The 17,080-nt window shown below is 61.7% G+C and carries 17 protein-coding genes; 9 read left to right on the forward strand and 8 right to left on the reverse strand.

Annotated elements, in window-relative coordinates; all coding sequences use genetic code 11:
* Positions 1 to 238: 238 nt before the first annotated feature.
* Positions 239 to 520 (reverse strand): hypothetical protein, encoded by a 282-nt coding sequence (locus ACIQWP_RS23560; RefSeq protein WP_402792835.1) that lies wholly within the window; start codon positions 518 to 520, stop codon positions 239 to 241.
* 180 nt (positions 521 to 700) lie between these two features.
* Here ACIQWP_RS23560 and ACIQWP_RS23565 point away from each other — a divergent pair, with 180 nt between their 5' ends.
* Genes ACIQWP_RS23565 through glp form a run of 5 tightly spaced genes read left to right on the forward strand, consistent with a single transcriptional unit; the run spans position 701 to position 6,189 of the window.
* Positions 701 to 2,593, forward strand: coding sequence for a SurA N-terminal domain-containing protein (locus tag ACIQWP_RS23565; protein ID WP_402792837.1), 1,893 nt, complete (start codon positions 701 to 703; stop codon positions 2,591 to 2,593).
* A 25-nt stretch (positions 2,594 to 2,618) separates the two neighbouring features.
* On the forward strand, positions 2,619 to 3,641 hold the full coding sequence (gene trpD, locus ACIQWP_RS23570) for an anthranilate phosphoribosyltransferase (RefSeq protein WP_402792839.1): 1,023 nt from the start codon (positions 2,619 to 2,621) through the stop codon (positions 3,639 to 3,641).
* A gap of 6 nt (positions 3,642 to 3,647) precedes the next feature.
* Entirely contained in the window at positions 3,648 to 4,463 is an 816-nt protein-coding gene (gene trpC / locus ACIQWP_RS23575) for an indole-3-glycerol phosphate synthase TrpC (RefSeq protein ID WP_402792841.1), read from the forward strand.
* A gap of 1 nt (position 4,464) precedes the next feature.
* A complete protein-coding gene (gene moaC / locus ACIQWP_RS23580; RefSeq protein ID WP_402792842.1) occupies positions 4,465 to 4,959 on the forward strand; it encodes a cyclic pyranopterin monophosphate synthase MoaC in 495 nt (164 codons plus the stop codon).
* Positions 4,960 to 4,962: 3 nt separating this feature from the next.
* The gene (gene glp / locus ACIQWP_RS23585) at positions 4,963 to 6,189 is read left to right on the forward strand and encodes a gephyrin-like molybdotransferase Glp (RefSeq protein ID WP_402792844.1); all 1,227 of its coding nucleotides are present in this window, start codon (positions 4,963 to 4,965) and stop codon (positions 6,187 to 6,189) included.
* Positions 6,190 to 6,307: 118 nt separating this feature from the next.
* On the opposite strand, the gene gnd is transcribed toward glp, so the two are convergent.
* On the reverse strand, positions 6,308 to 7,333 hold the full coding sequence (gene gnd / locus ACIQWP_RS23590; RefSeq protein ID WP_402792846.1) for a phosphogluconate dehydrogenase (NAD(+)-dependent, decarboxylating): 1,026 nt from the start codon (positions 7,331 to 7,333) through the stop codon (positions 6,308 to 6,310).
* 308 nt (positions 7,334 to 7,641) lie between these two features.
* Between gnd and tehA the strand changes: the two genes are divergently transcribed.
* Both tehA and ACIQWP_RS23600 read left to right on the forward strand, forming a co-directional pair.
* A complete protein-coding gene (tehA, locus tag ACIQWP_RS23595) occupies positions 7,642 to 8,643 on the forward strand; it encodes a dicarboxylate transporter/tellurite-resistance protein TehA (protein WP_402792848.1) in 1,002 nt (333 codons plus the stop codon).
* Between the two features lie 31 nt (positions 8,644 to 8,674).
* A complete protein-coding gene (locus tag ACIQWP_RS23600) occupies positions 8,675 to 9,046 on the forward strand; it encodes a VOC family protein (RefSeq protein ID WP_402792850.1) in 372 nt (123 codons plus the stop codon).
* A gap of 2 nt (positions 9,047 to 9,048) precedes the next feature.
* Here ACIQWP_RS23600 and ACIQWP_RS23605 read toward each other — a convergent pair whose 3' ends face one another.
* Positions 9,049 to 10,182, reverse strand: coding sequence for a citrate synthase (locus tag ACIQWP_RS23605; RefSeq protein WP_402792851.1), 1,134 nt, complete (start codon positions 10,180 to 10,182; stop codon positions 9,049 to 9,051).
* A gap of 84 nt (positions 10,183 to 10,266) precedes the next feature.
* Between ACIQWP_RS23605 and ACIQWP_RS23610 the strand changes: the two genes are divergently transcribed.
* Positions 10,267 to 11,355 carry a citrate synthase/methylcitrate synthase gene (locus tag ACIQWP_RS23610; protein ID WP_402792853.1) on the forward strand — a complete coding sequence of 363 codons (1,089 nt, stop codon included), beginning with the start codon at positions 10,267 to 10,269 and terminating at the stop codon, positions 11,353 to 11,355.
* A gap of 23 nt (positions 11,356 to 11,378) precedes the next feature.
* On the opposite strand, the gene ACIQWP_RS23615 is transcribed toward ACIQWP_RS23610, so the two are convergent.
* The gene (locus ACIQWP_RS23615) at positions 11,379 to 12,254 is read right to left on the reverse strand and encodes a LysR family transcriptional regulator (RefSeq protein ID WP_402792855.1); all 876 of its coding nucleotides are present in this window, start codon (positions 12,252 to 12,254) and stop codon (positions 11,379 to 11,381) included.
* A 99-nt stretch (positions 12,255 to 12,353) separates the two neighbouring features.
* On the opposite strand from ACIQWP_RS23615, the gene ACIQWP_RS23620 reads away from it, so the two are divergent.
* Complete coding sequence (locus ACIQWP_RS23620; protein WP_402792857.1) at positions 12,354 to 12,953, forward strand: LysE family translocator; 600 nt, start codon at positions 12,354 to 12,356, stop codon at positions 12,951 to 12,953.
* Positions 12,954 to 12,980: 27 nt separating this feature from the next.
* Here ACIQWP_RS23620 and ACIQWP_RS23625 read toward each other — a convergent pair whose 3' ends face one another.
* From ACIQWP_RS23625 to ACIQWP_RS23640, 4 genes are all read right to left on the reverse strand, one after another.
* Complete coding sequence (locus tag ACIQWP_RS23625) at positions 12,981 to 14,840, reverse strand: CHASE2 domain-containing protein (RefSeq protein ID WP_402792859.1); 1,860 nt, start codon at positions 14,838 to 14,840, stop codon at positions 12,981 to 12,983.
* Positions 14,841 to 14,852: 12 nt separating this feature from the next.
* On the reverse strand, positions 14,853 to 15,386 hold the full coding sequence (locus ACIQWP_RS23630; protein ID WP_402792861.1) for a FecR domain-containing protein: 534 nt from the start codon (positions 15,384 to 15,386) through the stop codon (positions 14,853 to 14,855).
* Between the two features lie 86 nt (positions 15,387 to 15,472).
* On the reverse strand, positions 15,473 to 16,522 hold the full coding sequence (locus ACIQWP_RS23635) for a HoxN/HupN/NixA family nickel/cobalt transporter (RefSeq protein ID WP_402792863.1): 1,050 nt from the start codon (positions 16,520 to 16,522) through the stop codon (positions 15,473 to 15,475).
* Positions 16,523 to 16,661: 139 nt separating this feature from the next.
* Entirely contained in the window at positions 16,662 to 17,054 is a 393-nt protein-coding gene (locus ACIQWP_RS23640) for a rhodanese-like domain-containing protein (protein ID WP_402792865.1), read from the reverse strand.
* Positions 17,055 to 17,080 lie beyond the last annotated feature (26 nt).

The following is a 17,080-nucleotide window of genomic DNA, read 5'->3' on the forward strand; positions in this document are numbered from 1 at the left end:
CAAGAGGGTATGCGATCAAGAAATAGCGATGGTCGAAGATGTCGCAGGTTGTGTCGCAAAGATGTCGCACTCGGTCGGCGCCCTGCACGCGGCGCGAATGAAGCGGCGGAGAAAGAGCCTTGCCGGTCCCTCACGGCCAATTGAAAAGGCGCGGACCATTGATCCGCGCCTTTTCGGCAGTTTCGCAAATCGGATGGGAGCGTGGGGTTCGCTCCACCGGTCGAAAATTCGGTCTAGGCTAGCGCCGACTGAGAAGGCCGATGAGATAGCCGATGCCGGCTGCGGCGGCGACCATGAAGATCGGCTCTTCGCGAACTCTCTCGCGCAACTGCTCGGTAAGCTCCTGGGCTTCTTCCGCGACGACAGACTTGGCTCCCTGCCCCACAGCTGCCACGCTTTGCGACAGCTTTGCCAAATCTTCGCGCAACGCTGCGACCTGGGCGGCAAGGTCCTCCATTGCCGTTTCCGTCTGCGCTCGCGCCGAAGACGACTGAGTTGAGGCTGATTTCGTCTCTGCCATCGTGTGCTCCTTGTGTTTCCGTGTTGTTAGAACGCTGCTTCCTATCAAAGGTTCCGGCACAGCTGCGCCTCATCCGGCGATTTCCCCACTGGCTCTTCAATTCCGGTTCGGATTGTTCTAAGGAACTCCGATTGTTTCGCCTGCAGGCGAAGACTTGATGATGACGAGGTTTGCTTTCCGATGTTCGAAGTGCTGAGAAAAATCGCCCAGACCTGGGTTGCCAAGGGATTGTTGCTTCTTCTTGCGGCGGCCTTCGGCGTGTGGGGCGTTGAGCGATCCCTCATCACCGGCGGCAATAGCAATACCGTTGTCACGGTTGGCGATCAGCACATCGATACCAACGAGTTCCGTCTTGCCTATCGCCGCCAGATCCAGGCGATCAGCCAACAATTGCGCATGCAGATCACGCCGGAGCAGGCTCGTGCCTTCGGCATCGGGCAGCAGACGGTCTCACAGCTTGTGGCTGGCGCCTCGCTCGACCAGCTTGCCGCCGACATGAACCTCGGCCTCTCCCAGGACCGGCTCGCCAAGCTCATCGGCGATGATCCGGCCTTCAAGGCCGCAAACGGCGCCTTCGATCGTCAAAAATTCGATATGCTTCTGCGCAACAGCAGCATATCGCCCGACGACTACATCAAGGAGCGCAGCAAGGTCGCGATCCGCGGCCAGATCGTCGACGCGGTATCGAACGGCTTTACCGCACCGAAGGTTCTTGTCGATGCCGTCAAGCAGTATCACGACGAGAGCCGCAGCATCGATTATCTGATTTTGACCAACGCCAATATCGATCCCGTCAAGGCACCGGCCGACGACGTGCTGCAGAAGTGGTTCGATGGCGTGAAGTCGAAATATCGCGCGCCTGAATATCGCAAGTTCGCCTTTGTGAAGCTGCAGGCCGAGGATATTGCCGATACGGCAAGTGTTACGGATGACGAAGTGCGCGCGCAGTTCGACAAGCGCAAGGACAGCTTCACTACGCCGGGAACGCGTACCATCGAGCAGCTGACCTTCGCCAACAAGGATCTCGCCAACGCGGCGGCCGACGCGCTGAAGACCGGCACGACATTCGATCAGCTCGTTTCCGATCAGGGCAAGAAGCCGTCCGACGTGTTGTTAGGCACCTTCACCAAGGATCAGGTTCCGGACAAAACCGTTGCCGAAGCTGCTTTCGCTGTCTCCAAGGAAGGCGGCACGTCCCCCGTCGTCGACGGCTCGTTTGGCCCGGTCATCCTGCGCGTGACCAATGTGAAGAATGAAACGGCAAAAAGTTTCGACGAGGTCAAGGAAGATATCCGCAAGCAGATTGCTCTCGGCAACGCCGCCAACGAAATCACCAGTGTCCACGACAAGTTCGAAGACCTGCGCGGTTCCGGCTCATCGTTGCAGGATGCGGCGTCGCAGCTCAAGCTGAAACTCGTCACTGTCGATGCGATCGATCAGGCCGGCCTTGATCAGAGCGGCAATGAGATCAAGGATCTGCCGGCCCGCCAGCAGCTGATTTCGGAAGTCTTCAAGGCTGATCAGGGTGGCAACCCCGCACCCCTGACGGTCGGTAACGACGGTTACATCTGGTACGACGTCATGACCGTCACGCCCGACCACGATCGCCCGCTTTCCGAGGTGCGTGAAAAGGCAGTCGCCGACTGGACCGCCGAGCAGCAGAAGATCGCGCTCGCCGCCAAGGCGGCCGAGCTGAAGCAGGAAGCGCAGAAGGGCAAGTCGCTTGCCGATATCGCCGCACCGCTTGGCATCGCCGTCGAAAGCAAGACCGGCGTGATGCGCTCGACGGACGACCCGGTTCTGGGCCGCGGCGGTATCGCTGCCGCCTTCTCCGGCCCGGTCGATACGGCTGCGAACGCGGTGGGCGCGGATGACACGACGCAAATCCTAGTCAAGGTCACCGATGTCAACGACAATCCGACCACCGATGCGCTGAGCAACGACGACCAGCAGGTCGCCCAGATCGCCAACGCCGCCGGCGACGATATCCTCGACCAGATCGTCGGCCAGCTGCAGTCCAAATACGCCGTCACGGTCAACCAGAGCCTCGCCGAACAGGCGATGTCTCGCTAGGCCCGCTCGGGAGGATGGATCATCAATGACCGAATTGAAGCCTTTCCTCGCCAAGGTCGCCAATCGTGAGGCACTGACGCGGGACGAAGCCAGGCAGGCATTCGAAATCCTGATGTCGGGCGAGGCCACGCCGTCGCAGATCGGCGCCTTTCTCATGGCGTTGCGCGTGCGCGGCGAGACGGTGGACGAAATCGTCGGCGCTGTCACCACGATGCGCGCCAAGATGCTGCCGGTGAAGGCGCCGGCGGATGCCATCGACATCGTCGGCACCGGCGGCGATGGCGTCGGCACCTACAATATCTCGACGCTGGCTGCGTTCATCGTTGCCGGCGCCGGCGTGCCCGTCGCCAAGCATGGCAATCGTGCTCAAAGTTCGAAGGCCGGCACGGCCGACACGCAATCCGTGCTGGGCATCAAGCTCGACATCGGCCCGGAAACGATCGCCCGCTGCATTCAGGAGGCCGGTATCGGCTTCATGTTCGCGCAGCTGCATCATTCTTCCATGCGTCATGTCGGCCCCTCGCGCGTCGAGCTCGGTACGCGGACGATCTTCAATCTGCTTGGCCCTCTCTCTAACCCGGCGGGTGCGCGCCGCCAGTTGCTCGGCGTCTTCGCGCCGCAATGGGTATTGCCGCTGGCCGAGGTCCTCAAGGATTTGAATGCGGAGAGCGTCTGGGTCGTGCATGGTGACGGCCTCGACGAAATCACGACGACCGGCAAGACCTCCGTCGCAGCATTGGAAAACGGCAAGATCCGCTCCTTCGAGCTCACGCCATCAGATTTCGGCCTTCAGCATGCCGACCTAGCCGATCTCAAGGGCGGCGACGGCGTTGCCAATGCCGCTGCTCTGCGGGCCGTCTTGGGCGGTGAGAAGAACGCCTATCGCGACATTGCGCTGGCCAATGCGGCTGCCTCGTTGGTCATTGCCGGCAAGGCGGAAACGCTTCATGATGGCATGAAGCTCGCCGCACATTCGCTCGATAGCGGCGCCACCGCCGTTGCATTGGAAAAGCTCATCGCCATTTCCAATGAGGAAGGACAGGACTAGGACGTCATGACCGATATCCTTCAGAAGATCGAGGCTTACAAGCGCGAAGAGATCGCCGCTGCAAAGGCCAAGTTTTCGCTTGCCGATCTCAAGGCGATGCAGGCGGAGCAATCCGCGCCGCGCGGCTTTCACAAGGCGCTGCTCGCCAAGCAAGGCGCCGGTGTTTTCGGCCTGATTGCCGAGATCAAGAAGGCAAGCCCCTCGAAGGGCCTGATTCGCCCCGATTTCGATCCGCCGGCGCTTGCCAAGGCTTATGAAGCGGGCGGAGCGGCCTGCCTTTCGGTTTTGACCGATACGCCGAGCTTCCAGGGCGCGCCCGAGTTCCTGATGGCTGCCCGCGCGGCGTGCGCGCTGCCGGCGCTGCGCAAGGACTTTATGTTCGATACCTATCAGGTGCAGGAAGCCCGCGCCTGGGGGGCGGATTGCGTTCTGCTCATCATGGCCTCGCTCTCCGATGATGAGGCGCAACGTCTCCAGGACGAAGCCTTCGGTCTCGGCATGGATGTGCTGGTCGAGGTCCATGATGCGGAGGAGATGGAGCGGGCGCTAAAGCTCTCTTCGCCGCTGATCGGTATCAACAACCGCAATCTGCGCACCTTCGAAGTCAGCCTGACCGTCAGCGAGAACCTCGCCGCCTTGGTTCCAGAGGGCCGGCTGCTGGTCGGCGAAAGCGGTGTCTTCACCCACGCCGATTGCAAGCGCCTCGAAGCCGTAGGCATCACCACTTTCCTCGTCGGCGAGAGCCTGATGCGCAAGGATGACGTCACGGCAGCGACACGGCTGCTGCTGAACGGCGAAATCGGTATTTTGGCGGCCGAGTAGGATGAGCATGTCGAAGGCCGGTCTCACGCATATCGATGCTTCGGGCGAAGCTCATATGGTCGATGTCGGCGACAAGGCTGAAACGGCGCGCAGCGCCACGGCCACGGGCTATGTCAGGATGAAGCCGGAGACCCTGGCGTTGATTCGCGACGGCAATGCCAAGAAGGGCGACGTCATCGGCACCGCGCGGCTTGCCGGCATCATGGCGGCGAAGCAGACGAGCAATCTCATTCCTCTCTGCCACCCGTTGATGCTGACGAAGGTTGCCGTCGATATCATGGAGGATACTGCCCTACCCGGCCTGCGCGTCACCGCAACCGCAAAGCTGACCGGCCGCACCGGCGTTGAGATGGAAGCGCTGACGGCGGTTTCCGTTGCCTGCCTGACGATCTACGACATGGCCAAGGCCGCTGATCGGGGCATGGAAATCGGCGGCATCACATTATTGGAGAAGTCCGGCGGCAAATCCGGCGATTTCCGCCATCCAGAGGCCTGATATATGAGCCTATTGCCCGTTGCCGAAGCACAAGCGCGGCTGCTGAACAGCGCAACGTCAATTCATCGCTTTGAGAGCGTTGCGCTCGATATGGCCGAAGGCCGCGTCCTGGCCAGGGATCTGCCGGCCCGCCTGACCCAACCGCCCTTCGACGCCTCGGCAATGGATGGCTATGCGTTGCGCTTCGACGATGCGGCAACGCCGGGTTCGGAGCTGCAAGTCATCGGTGAGTCTGCCGCCGGCCATGCTTTCGAGGGAACCGTCGGCAACGGCGAGGCCGTTCGCATCTTCACAGGTGCCCCCGTTCCGGCCGGTGCCGATTCGGTGCTGCTGCAGGAAGACGCCGGACGACTGGAAGGCGGTCGCATCCGCACCACCTATCCGTTGCGCAAGGGACAGCATATTCGCCCACGCGGGCAGGATTTCATCGAGGGCGAAACCGTGCTTCCCGCCGGCACTGTCATGGATTTCTCGCGGCTCACCGTTGCCGCGGCCATGAACCACCCGGCCTTGGATGTCTATCGCCGGCCGCTGGTGGCGATTCTGGCGACCGGCGACGAGCTCGTGGTGCCGGGCAACGAACCGGGGCCGTCGCAGATCATCGCGTCGAACACCTTCGGCATCGCCGCGCTGGCGCGCAACGCGGGCGCCCATGTGCTTGATCTCGGCATCGTCGCCGATGATCGCGACGAGATTATCGCTGCCATCGGCCGCGCTCAGGTGGCGAAGGCCGATGTCATCGTCACGCTCGGCGGCGCCTCGGTCGGCGATCACGATCTGGTGCAGGCGACGATGATCGCTGCCGGCATGCAGCTGGATTTCTGGCGCATTGCCATGCGCCCCGGCAAGCCGTTGATGGTCGGCAGCCTCGGCGACATGCATGTCCTCGGCCTTCCCGGCAATCCAGTTTCCAGCCTCGTGTGCGGCCTGCTCTTTCTCGAGCCGCTGATCAGAAAGCTCGCATCCCTGCCGCCGGTAAAACGCGAGGGTATCGCCCTCGCCGGCGCCCCCTTTGCAGCGAACGATCAGCGCCAGGATTATGTCCGAGCGACGCTGACCAAGGCCGATGACGGCAACTGGCTTGCCGAGCCCTTCTCCAAGCAGGATTCGTCGATGATGAAGGTCTTTTCGCGCGCCGACTGCCTGGTTGTGCGCCCGCCGCATGCACCCGAGCTTGAGGTGGGTTCTCCTACTCAGGTCATATTCCTGCGCCCGGATTTGCTGGGCTAGCTGCGGCTCGTTCATTTCGAAACGGCTGCGCATTTTCCCGGAACGGTACTAAGCCGGGCAAGCAAAAGCCGGGAGGTTTGACCCACCCGGCTCATATTTGCTCAGATCCGCAGAGCGACTACTTGCCCGGCTTCTCGTGATGGCCGCCGAAGCCTGCGCGCATGGCGGAGAGAACCTTGTTGGCGTAGTCGTCGTTGCCGCGTGACGCGAAGCGGCCATAAAGCGCGGCACTCAACACCGGCGTCGGGACGCCTTCGTCGATGGCAGCCGAGATCGTCCAACGGCCCTCGCCGGAGTCCGAAACACGGCCGGCATATTGCGAAAGCGCTGCGTCGCCGTGCAGGGCGTCGGCGGTGAGGTCGAGTAGCCAGGAGGTGATCACACTGCCGCGGCGCCAGACTTCGGAGATTTCAGCGATGTCGAGATCATACCGATAATATTGCGGATGCGAGAGCGGTGCCGTTTCGGCGTCCTTCTCGGCGGTCTGCTTGCCGATATTGGCGTGGCGCAGAACATTCAGGCCCTCGGCATAGGCGGCCATCAAGCCGTATTCGATACCATTATGGACCATCTTGACGAAATGGCCGGCGCCGGAAGGACCGCAATGCAGATAGCCCTGCTCAGCCGTGCTGTTCCTGCTGGCTTCTTCGGAGCGCATCGCCGACGGAGCGACGTCACCGACGCCAGGCGCAAGCGTTGCGAAGATCGGCGACAGATACTGGACGGTTTCCTTCTCGCCGCCGATCATCAGGCAATAGCCGCGCTCGAGGCCGAAAACGCCGCCGCTGGTGCCGACGTCGACATAATGGATGCCTTTCGGCTTCAGCTCTTCGGCGCGACGGATATCGTCGTGATAGTAAGAGTTACCACCGTCAATGACGATGTCGCCCTCTTCGAGCAGCGGGACAATCGTAGCCAGTTCCTGATCGACGATTGCGGCCGGCAGCATCATCCAGACGACGCGCGGCTTGGCGAGCTTCGATATGAAGTCCGCAAGAGACTTGCTGCCGGTGGCGCCGAGCTGTTCAAGCCCAGCAATGCTTTCCGGGCGCGCATCGAAAACAACCGCGCTGTGACCGCCCCTCATCAGGCGCTGCACCATGTTGTTGCCCATACGGCCAAGGCCAATCATTCCGATTTGCATGTTTCAGTCTCCTAGGACGGTTTCAATCGTTTGAATACTGCATAGAGATATTTCGCAATATTTTCCAATGAACAAATGACGGGCGAGCTATGCACGGGGCAAGCAACGAAGAAAAATTCGCGTGCTCACGCATCTGTGATATTGCCTGTCGAAACCCCCTGCTTTTTGCCATGATCGCGCTTTGCCGGCTTCGAGGAAAGCTGTATTTTGCTCTCTCATTCGCTTTGATGGATTTAGCATCGATCCCAGGTCCTTTGCACAAATCTCTATATAGGCTGGCGCTCGGCACGAAGCGTCAAAGGAGGCATATGGCTGCGTCTCTGAAACTGCCGCTGGTTCCAGCTTCATTTTTCGGCATCGTCCTGGGGCTTTCCGGCCTCGCTAACGCCTGGCGCGTGGGCGCGCGGATATGGCATTTGCCCGCGATGGTCGGCGAGGTGCTGACGTTTATCAGTGTCGCCGTCTGGCTCATGCTGATCGCGCTTTTTCTGTTGAAATGGACGATGGCTCGCGGGGAGGCCTTCAAGGAGGTGGCAAATCCTGTCCAGTGCTGCTTTCTCGCTCTGATCGGCGTGACGACCATGCTCATCGCCGGCGGATTGCTGCCCTATTCACGCATCGGCGCCCAAACCATATTTCTTGTCGGTGCTGCCTATACGCTTGCCTTCTCGGTGTGGCGCACCGGCGGCCTGTGGCATGGCGAGCGCGATATCGCAGCAACGACCGCCGTGCTTTATCTGCCGAGCGGCGCCGGATGCTTCGTTACCGCGATCGTCGGTGCTGCTCTCGGTTTCCCGCAGTGGGCACAGCTTTTCTTTGGCGCCGGCTTCTTCAGCTGGCTCGCGATCGAATCCGCTTTGTTGCATCGTCTGCTGACGGGACCGGCGCTTCCGCCGCCGCTGCGACCGACGCTCGGCATCCAGCTGGCGCCGCCGACCGTTGGCGCCATCGCCTATATGAGCGTAACGGCCGGACCGGCCGATACTCTTGTCCATGCCATGATCGGGTACGGTCTGCTGCAGGCCTTGATCCTGCTTCGCCTCCTGCCATGGATCATGAAGGAAGCGTTCAGCCCCGGCTATTGGGCCTTTACCTTCGGCGCGACGGCGCTGGCAACCGCTCCGATGCGGCTAATCGAGCGCGGCGACAGCGGCCCCGTCGCGCAGCTTGCCCCTATTCTCTTCGTCGCAGCCAATATCGTGGTTGTTTTGGTCGCCGCAGCAACGATCCGTCTGATCGTCAGCCGCAAACTGGTCATCGGCTGGGTTGAGCTTACAGATCACAATGCCGGCGCCATCCGGAGGGGATGATGGAGCCGGCTGCAACGCATCGGAGTTCGATATGCTGGACCATGTGACAATCGGCGTGCGGGATGTTGAGCGGTCGAAAACCTTCTACGACGCAATACTGCGCCCTCTCGCTATCGAGCGCCTTTATGCCGAAGGTGAAACCTTTGCGGGCTATGGCATCAGACCGAAGGCCTTCTTCTGGATCGGCCAGCGCGACGTCCTGCAAACGGGCGCGCATATCGCCTTTACAGCCGGGAGCAGAAAAATCGTCGATGAATTTCATTGGCTGGCACTTGCCGCCGGCGGCACGGATAACGGCGCTCCCGGTCTTCGCCCGCATTACCATCAGAACTATTACGGCGCCTTCATTCTCGATCCGGATGGCCACAATATCGAAGCGGTTTGTCACCTGCCGGTGAAATGAAATTACTGCACCGGCGGCCCGACATAGCGCGCTCGCGGGCGAATAAGCCTGCCGCTGGTCGCCTGCTCCATGGCATGGGCGAGCCAACCCACCGTACGGGCGAGCGCGAAGATGATGAGCGGCGCGTCCTCGGGGAGATGATAGGCATGGGTCATCGCCGTCAAGGTAAAGTCAACATTGACGCGCTCGCCGACCAGCTGTTCGCCGACATCGCGAACCCTGCCGAAGAGCGGAGGCAGCGTAAAGCAGCCAAGCAACGCCTCGCCACGAATATCGACATCGGGATAGAGTTGATGGCCGAAGGCCGGCAATGGCCGCCCCTCCGCCAGATAGCTGCGGACCGCCTCATCCACTCCGATCGTAGCCGCCCGCGCGATCAGCGTGCGCACACTCTGCCATGCGCCGCCGTGTAGCGGCCCCGTCAGTGTCGAAAGGCCGGATAGAGTGGCGGCGGATAGTGTCGCGCCGGCGGACGCCGTGATCCGCGCGGTGAAGGTCGAGGCATTCAGCTCATGATCGGCAAGCAGGACGAAGCTGCGGCGGATCATGTCGCCCGCATCAGGGCGGTTCCAGGCAGTGGCAAGACGTTGATGCAGCGGCTGATCCCATGCGCCGGGAGCCAAGGCATCAGCAACGGTGCCGAACACGCTTTCGGCTTCATTCTGCAGGGCCGGTAGCGAGCGCCCGAGTGACGGCAGATCGCTCGTGATGCGCTCCGCAAGTGCCGAGAAAGCAACATCCAGGGAAGGTAGCTTTTGCCGGGCATCGCCCTGCTCGAATCGCAACGGCCTTTTCATATCCCACAACAGCAGCGCGATATCTTCGAGGCTTGCGCTTTCGGCAAGCATTGCCGCATCCCTGCCGCGATAGAAGAGCTTGCCATTTGAAACCGTCGACAGCGCCGATGGCAATACGGGATCGCCCCACTGAATGGCTTCGGCTGCCACTGCCTCGGTCTTGCGCCGGCCGGCATGGCGCGTGGCCAACCGTTTCACATCATCAGCGAAATAGAGGCTGCGCCGCGTATCCGCTGGATCGGCTTTCGCCCGAATCCGCCCACGGCTGACATTGGCATAGAGCGTCTGCGATTTCGTTCTCAGCAGGTCCAGCGCCTGCTCCGCCGTCAGCCAGCTCATCGGCCCTCATATTGATCAATTGCATCAAGATTGACGTCAATAAAAATAGACCCGATCTAATCGGATAGTCAAAGGAGAACGATGATGAAAAGTGGTCTTGAAGATGTCATTGCCGCCGAAACCAAGCTGTCCGACGTCGATGGCGCCGCGGGTCGCCTGATCATTCGCGGCGTGTCGCTGGATGATCTGGTGGCGACCAGCCGCTTCGAGGATGTCGCCGCACTGCTGCTCGATGGCCTGTTCGACGAACATATCGAAGCAGCCTCCATCGGCACGCGGCTCGGTGCGGCCCGTGTCGCCCTCTTCGCGCATGTGGAGGCTGCCGATGCCGCTGTGCTCGCGCTACCGCCGGTGGATGTCGTGCGCGCCTTGCTGGCGCGCGTCGGTGATGGCGAGGACTTCGCGACCGCAATCCGCCTGATGGCAGCGCCTGCCGTTTTCTTGCCTGCCATACTGCGGCTGCAGAACGGCGACGTACCCATCAAGCCGGATGGCTCGCTCTCCCAATCTGCGGACATTCTGCGCATGCTGACGGGCCGCGTGCCCACGGCCGAGCAGACGGCGGGTCTCGATGCCTATCTCGTGACGATTTCCGATCATGGATTGAATGCCTCGACATTCGCCTCCCGCGTCATCGCCTCGACCCATGCCGGACTGACCTCCTCCGTCCTCGCCGCAATCAGCGCCCTCAAGGGCCCGCTGCATGGTGGTGCCCCCGGCCCTGTTCTCGACATGCTTGATAGCGTCGGAACGCCCGAAAATGCCCGTGCGTGGCTGTCGCAGGCGCTCGATCACGGTGAGCGGCTGATGGGCTTCGGCCATCGCATCTATCGCGTCCGCGATCCGCGCGCCGATGCCCTGAAGACGGCGCTGAAGCCGATCTTTGCCAGCGGACAGGCGGATGCCGGCCGCATCGCTTTGGCGGAGGCCATCGAGGCGGCAGCTCTGGCCTTGCTGAGAGAGCGCAAGCCGGATCGGCCCTTGGACGTCAATGTCGAATATTACACCGCCCTGCTGCTCGACGCCCTCGGCTTTCCGCGCAACTCCTTTACCGGCGTCTTCGCGATTGGTCGTACGGTTGGCTGGATCGCGCACGCACGCGAGCAGACGCTCGACGGGCGCCTGATCCGGCCGCAGTCGCGCTATATCGGCCCATTGCCGAAGGCGGCATAGGCGGGTCTATCAACTGATGGAACTCAGGCGGCCGCGGATTGGCGCGGCCGCATCATGCCCTCCCGGATGTGGCGGGCGAGCTCCAGCGCCTGCGGTGTCGCATTACCTTTGGGCAAATGCAGATTGATCGCAAAGACCGGCAGTTCGGGCAGGCCCTGCTCGACGGTGAGGATATCGAGATCGGCGGGAACGGTGGAAGCGAGCCAGGCGGTAACCGCCAGATCCGTACGCACCGTCGCCGTGGTCGCCTCGATATTGCCGTTCTCGAAGACTGTTCGCCAGCGTAGCCCGTCCTTGTTGAGCGCCGCAAATACCGATGCGCGGAAGGCACAGGTATCGGCCACCATCGAGATCGGCAGCGGCACCTTGCGATGGGCATTGCCGGCCTTTGCGCCAACCCAGACAAGCCGCTCGACACCGAGACATTCGCCCTGCGACGCGCCGAACAACTCCTCCACCACGCATAGGTCGACGGTTCCCTTTCCCAGTTCTTCCAGCAATTCGGGAGAAGACGCACAGATCAGAGAAATCTCCACCTGCGGATGGCGCTCGGCGTAGGATTTCAATACGGGCGCCAGCGTTGCCCCCACGAGATCATAGGGAACGCCGAGCCGGACGCTGCCGCGAACGGTCCTTTCCGTCATGTCGTCCCAGATCTCGTCATTCAGGACCAGCAGGCGCCGGGCATTGACGAGCAGTCGTTCGCCCGCTTCTGTCAGCCGCAATCCGCGTCTGTCGCGCTCGAACAGGGCGCAGCTCAGCATGTCCTCAAGCCGTTTGATCTGCTGGCTGATGGCGCCCTGGGTCATGTGCAGCATGTTGGCGGCAATCGTCATGCTGCGCTGGTCGGCAACAGCGGCGAACGTTCTGATCAAGGCCATGTCGAAGTTTCGGGTCATGCCAGCATTATAATTGCTAATGCCTCGATCCTTCAATATTCGATTTTATGATGCCGAGGCCTCGTCTATCTCTTTTCTCGATATGGAGAAACACCGGATATGACGATCGAACCCCTGTTGCCGCTGATCCTCTTTGCATTGGTTTCGACCATAACGCCGGGCGGCGCGACGACGCTCGCAACGGCCTCCGGCGCCAATTTCGGCTTTCGCCGGTCGATACCTGTCATGGCCGGCTTCGCTTTCGGCCTCGGCTCCATGGCCGGCGCCACTGCCGCGGGGCTTGGCGGCGTGTTGCTGGCCTTGCCGATGTTGCAGATCGCCATGAAGACGTTCGGTTCGCTCTATCTGATATGGCTCGCCATCCGGATCGGAAGAAGCGGGCCTCCGAGCGAAGCCGGGCGGATGGTGAGGCCGACTGGCTTCGTCGCCGGTCTCTGGATGTTGTGGCACAATCCCAAGGGCTGGGCGATGACAATGGGTGCCGCCGCCTCTTTCGCCGCGCTGGCGGAAAATCCCACAAGACTTGCGATCCTGCTCGGTGTGACCTTCTGCCTTGTTGCCGCCTTTTCCCTCGCGGTGTGGTGCATTCTCGGACAGATGCTCGGGCGTCTGCTGAAAACGCAATGGCAATGGCGCGTAGTCAATATCTCGCTCGCCTGTCTCCTGGTGATTTCGATCATTCCGATGTGGCATGTTTGAAACCCGACACGTTGAGGTCGGCCGTGATCAAGCGCGGTTGCGCCAAAGCCATATGGTCAATGTTCCGGCGCGGCCGCGCAGGCTTGTTTCGATCGGACCGCTGAGGCTGCCTTCCCTGAAAGGGGCACTGTCCCGACCGGCGGAGAGTAACAGCTCGTCACTGAGGGCGACCTCCGCCCGATTGCTGGCGGCGACCTCCATCAGACGGCTGGCGATGTTGACGGTGTCGCCGGTTGCCGTGATCTGCTGGCGACCGCCACCGCCCAGTCTCGAGGCGACGATGGTGCCGAAATGGGTGCCGATCTTGAAGCCGATGCGGGACGCCACCGTTTCCGGCAATACCGAGAGCCAGTCTCTCATCCGCGCGGCCAGACGAATGCAGCAGTGCGCCGCATCGGCGGCATCGCTCGATTTTGGCTGCGGCAGGCCGAAAAGGATCATGGCTCCATCGCCCATGAAGCTGGTGATGGCGCCGCCGGATGCGGTTACCTCCTCGTCGACGAGATTGTAAAAGCCGTTCAGCAAATCCCGCACGGCTGTCGGGCCGATCGCTTCGCTGAGACCCGTGAAGCCGTTGATATCGATGAAGACGACGGCCGCTTCCTGATGCACCGGGCTTGCGAGAAAACCGGGATCGCGAGCAAGATGTTCGGCAAGGCCGGGCGCCTCGACGCGCTGCAGGAGCTGACTTTGCTCGGCGAAGCGCGCCGCCCGCCGGCGGTCGAGCCAAAGCTGCGCCGCGCCAAACAGCAGCGCGGGAGGTACAGTCGCGGCAATCGGCAGGGCGGCACTCAGCCAGTATCCGTGCTTGAAGGCGCTGACATTGATGGCGAACCAGATAAGGACGACGCCGAGCACCGTTATCAGGCCGATGGTGCTGCGTTGCCAGGAGAGAAGGCCGACGACGAGCAGCGGTAGACCGACGGCGAAATAGAGGTCGATGAAGCGAATGCCGCGATCGCGCACCAGCCCATCTCCGGCGATCAGATGCGTGATAGAGGTGGATATAACTTCGACACCCGGCAGAACGGGATCGAAGGGCGTTGGAAAGACATCGCCGCCGCCGGTAACGGTTGCGCCGATGACGACGACATGATCCTTGATCGCCGCTTCCGGCAATTGCCCGTTGAGCGCCGCGCTGGCGCTGATGGTGCGGATCGTGCCGCGCGGACCGTAGAACGAGAGCGGCATGAGATAGCCGGTGTCGGTGTGGATGGACCGATCACCGATCTTGATATGATCGGAGATGACGGTTGTCTGCTCGTTGGTTGCGGCGGAAACGACGCGCAGCGAAAAGGATGGTTCGATCCGCTCGCCGCTGCGAAACAGCATCGGAACGAAACGCGGCGTTCCTGCCTTGTCGGTCTGCACATTGGCGACGCCGTAGCTTGCGGCGTCCGCGAACCGCTGCTGCGGCTCAAGGAATTGCAGCGCGCTCGGCACGCGGGCAAGAGGCTCCTTGCTGTCATAGGCAACACGCTGCCGGCTTTCGGGAAAGATGCCGGCCGCCGCCAGCACGACCTTGGTTCGCTTCAGCGACTGCTCCAACGCGGAATCGCCGGCCTCGTCGCCAGGGTCGAGCAGAAGCATGTCGAGCGCGACTGCTTTGGGTCCGAGGGCGGCAATGCCATCGATGATCCTGGCGAGCCTGGCCCGCGGCAAGGGATAGTGCCCCGCCACACGTGAGGTTTCGTCGTCTATGGCGACGATCGTGACGAGATCGGGTGGCTGGTGGCTGCCGCCGAGTGTATTGCGGAGGTTCGTGAGCGTCGCTTCGACGTTGTCGACAAGGGGAATGTCATCGCTCAGATGCGCGATCCCAAGCCCCAATCCCCAGATGGCAGTCAAAAGAAGCGCAATCAGCGTCTGCGGCGGGGGGCTGCGCATGGCGTCGGGATCTCACTGGCCGAGGCGAGCCATCAATGCGTTGATGCGCCGCTGTCCCCATTGGGTGACACGCAATGCGGCGCCGCTCCGGTCGGCATCGACGCCTTGGCCCTGACCAAGCGTCACCCCCTGCCCGGTCGACACCTTGTTGACCGCGACCCGGCCGCGCAAGACAAGCACGGATGTGTTGCCTCGTTTCACGTCGACTGCCCATCGCGTGCCGCGGACGGCGGCGATTGCCTGGGGAGTCACCACTTCGAATCCACCCTGAACGCGAGTGCTATTCACATCAACCAGCGCTGCCTTGCTATCGAGCACAAGCGCATCCACCCGGCCATCATGGTTCCGGTCAGCAAGCCGGTAGTGCGCGCCGCGCTCGACGGTGATGCTAAGCCCGGCTTCGCAATTCAGCGTCTGGCGCTCGGTGCTGACAGCGGGCTGCAACGGGCAATTCGTGACGGCTTGCGCCGAAGCCGCGCCGGCGCCGATGATGCACAGGGCACCTGCCCCCAGCGCCAGGCTGCGAATATTGCGTGTGTGGATCATGATTGTGGCCCCTCATCGCATATAACTGGAGCCGCGTACGGCGATTTCCAGTCACGGCATGCTCGATCCCTGGGGGCGATGATGCGTCATGAGCGGTTGATCTGCAAGTTATCGTAGCCTCGGGTCTTGTAGAGCACGGTCGAAATCAGCCAACTCAGCAGGAAAATGCCGACGACGGCGAAACCGAAATTGGCAAGATTGTCATTGAGTTCGCCGATGAAGCGCCAGAAGCTCCCTTCGAGGCCAAGCTTGTCGGCGATCAACCCCAGCGCCTCGATCCCGCCGATGAAGATGGCGACGACGACGGAGGCTGCGGTGATCGTCAGATTGTACCAGAGCTTGCGCACCGGCTTGACGAAGGCCCAGCCATAGGCGCCCGTCATCAGCGTGCTGTCGAGCGTATCCATCAGCGACATGCCGGCGGTGAAGAGCGCCGGAAAAACCAGGATCGTCCAGAAGGACATGCCTTGCGCGGCTTGAGCGGCGGAAATGCCGAGGAGCCCGATTTCCGTTGCCGTGTCGAAGCCGAGACCGAACAGGAAGCCGATCGGGTACATATGCCAGGAGCGGGTCACGACCTTGAACATCGGGCGGAAGATGCGCGCCAGAAAGCCGCCGCCGGCAAGAAGCGTATCGAGATCCTCCTCCGCGATCCTCTCGCCTCTCTGCGCCCGCCTGAAAGCCGACCATACGCCCCTGAGGACGAAAAGATTGGCAATGCCGATCAGCAACAGGAACACCGCCGAGACCGTCGTGCCGATGACGCCGCCGACATCGTGGAAGGAATCGAGCTGGCTCTGCATCGCTGCTGCGGTCGCGGCAATCAGGATCGAGGCGATGACGACGATCGAGGAATGGCCGAGAGAGAAGAAGAAGCCGACGGCATAGGGCTGTTTCTTCTCCTGAATGAGCTTGCGCACAACATTGTCGATCGCGGCGATATGATCGGCGTCGAACGCATGGCGAAGCCCGAACATGTAGGCGAGAAACGCGATGCCCAGCAGCGACGGCCTGTCGGCGAAGGCGACCCAGGCCCAGATCCATGCGACAATATTGAAAGCGATCAGCAGTGCGAAGGTGAGCGCGATCTTGGCTCTCGGCCTTTCCACGCCATCGTCAAATGGATTGAGGATCATACTTTTGTTCCCGTTATGCTTACTCGCACAGTGTCACGGAAACGGAAGCGACGCGACCGTCAAATGACGTAGGTGCCGAAGTTTTTCGCAGTGTTGCAAAAATGGGCAAACCCGGCATTTGACGGGTCTGCCTTTGCCTTCAGCCTCTTTCGAAAGGATTGCCCTCGTCGACCCAGCCGGTCACGCCGCCGATCATCACCTTCACGCGCTTGCCGAGCGTGCCGAGGCGCCACGCAGCCTTGTCGGTGCCGTTGCAATGCGGCCCGGCGCAATAGACAACGAACAGCGTGTCTTCAGGCCATTCCGCCATCTTTCGCGCAGTCATCTTGCCGTGCGGCAGATTGATCGCCCCTGGAATATGCTGTTCCCGGAACAGCGCCGGGCCACGAACGTCGAGCAGGACGAAATCGACATTGCCCGATGTCATGGCCAGATATACGTCGGAGCAATCGGTCTCGAAGGCGAGCTTCCGGGCATAGTGCTCCGCGACGAGATTCGGGGCTGCAGCTGGAATTTCACTGACTAGGGACATGGGCCGCTCCTTCTTGGTTCAGTGCA

The sequence above is a fragment of the Rhizobium sp. NPDC090279 genome, assembly GCF_044769665.1.
GTDB lineage: Bacteria > Pseudomonadota > Alphaproteobacteria > Rhizobiales > Rhizobiaceae > Rhizobium.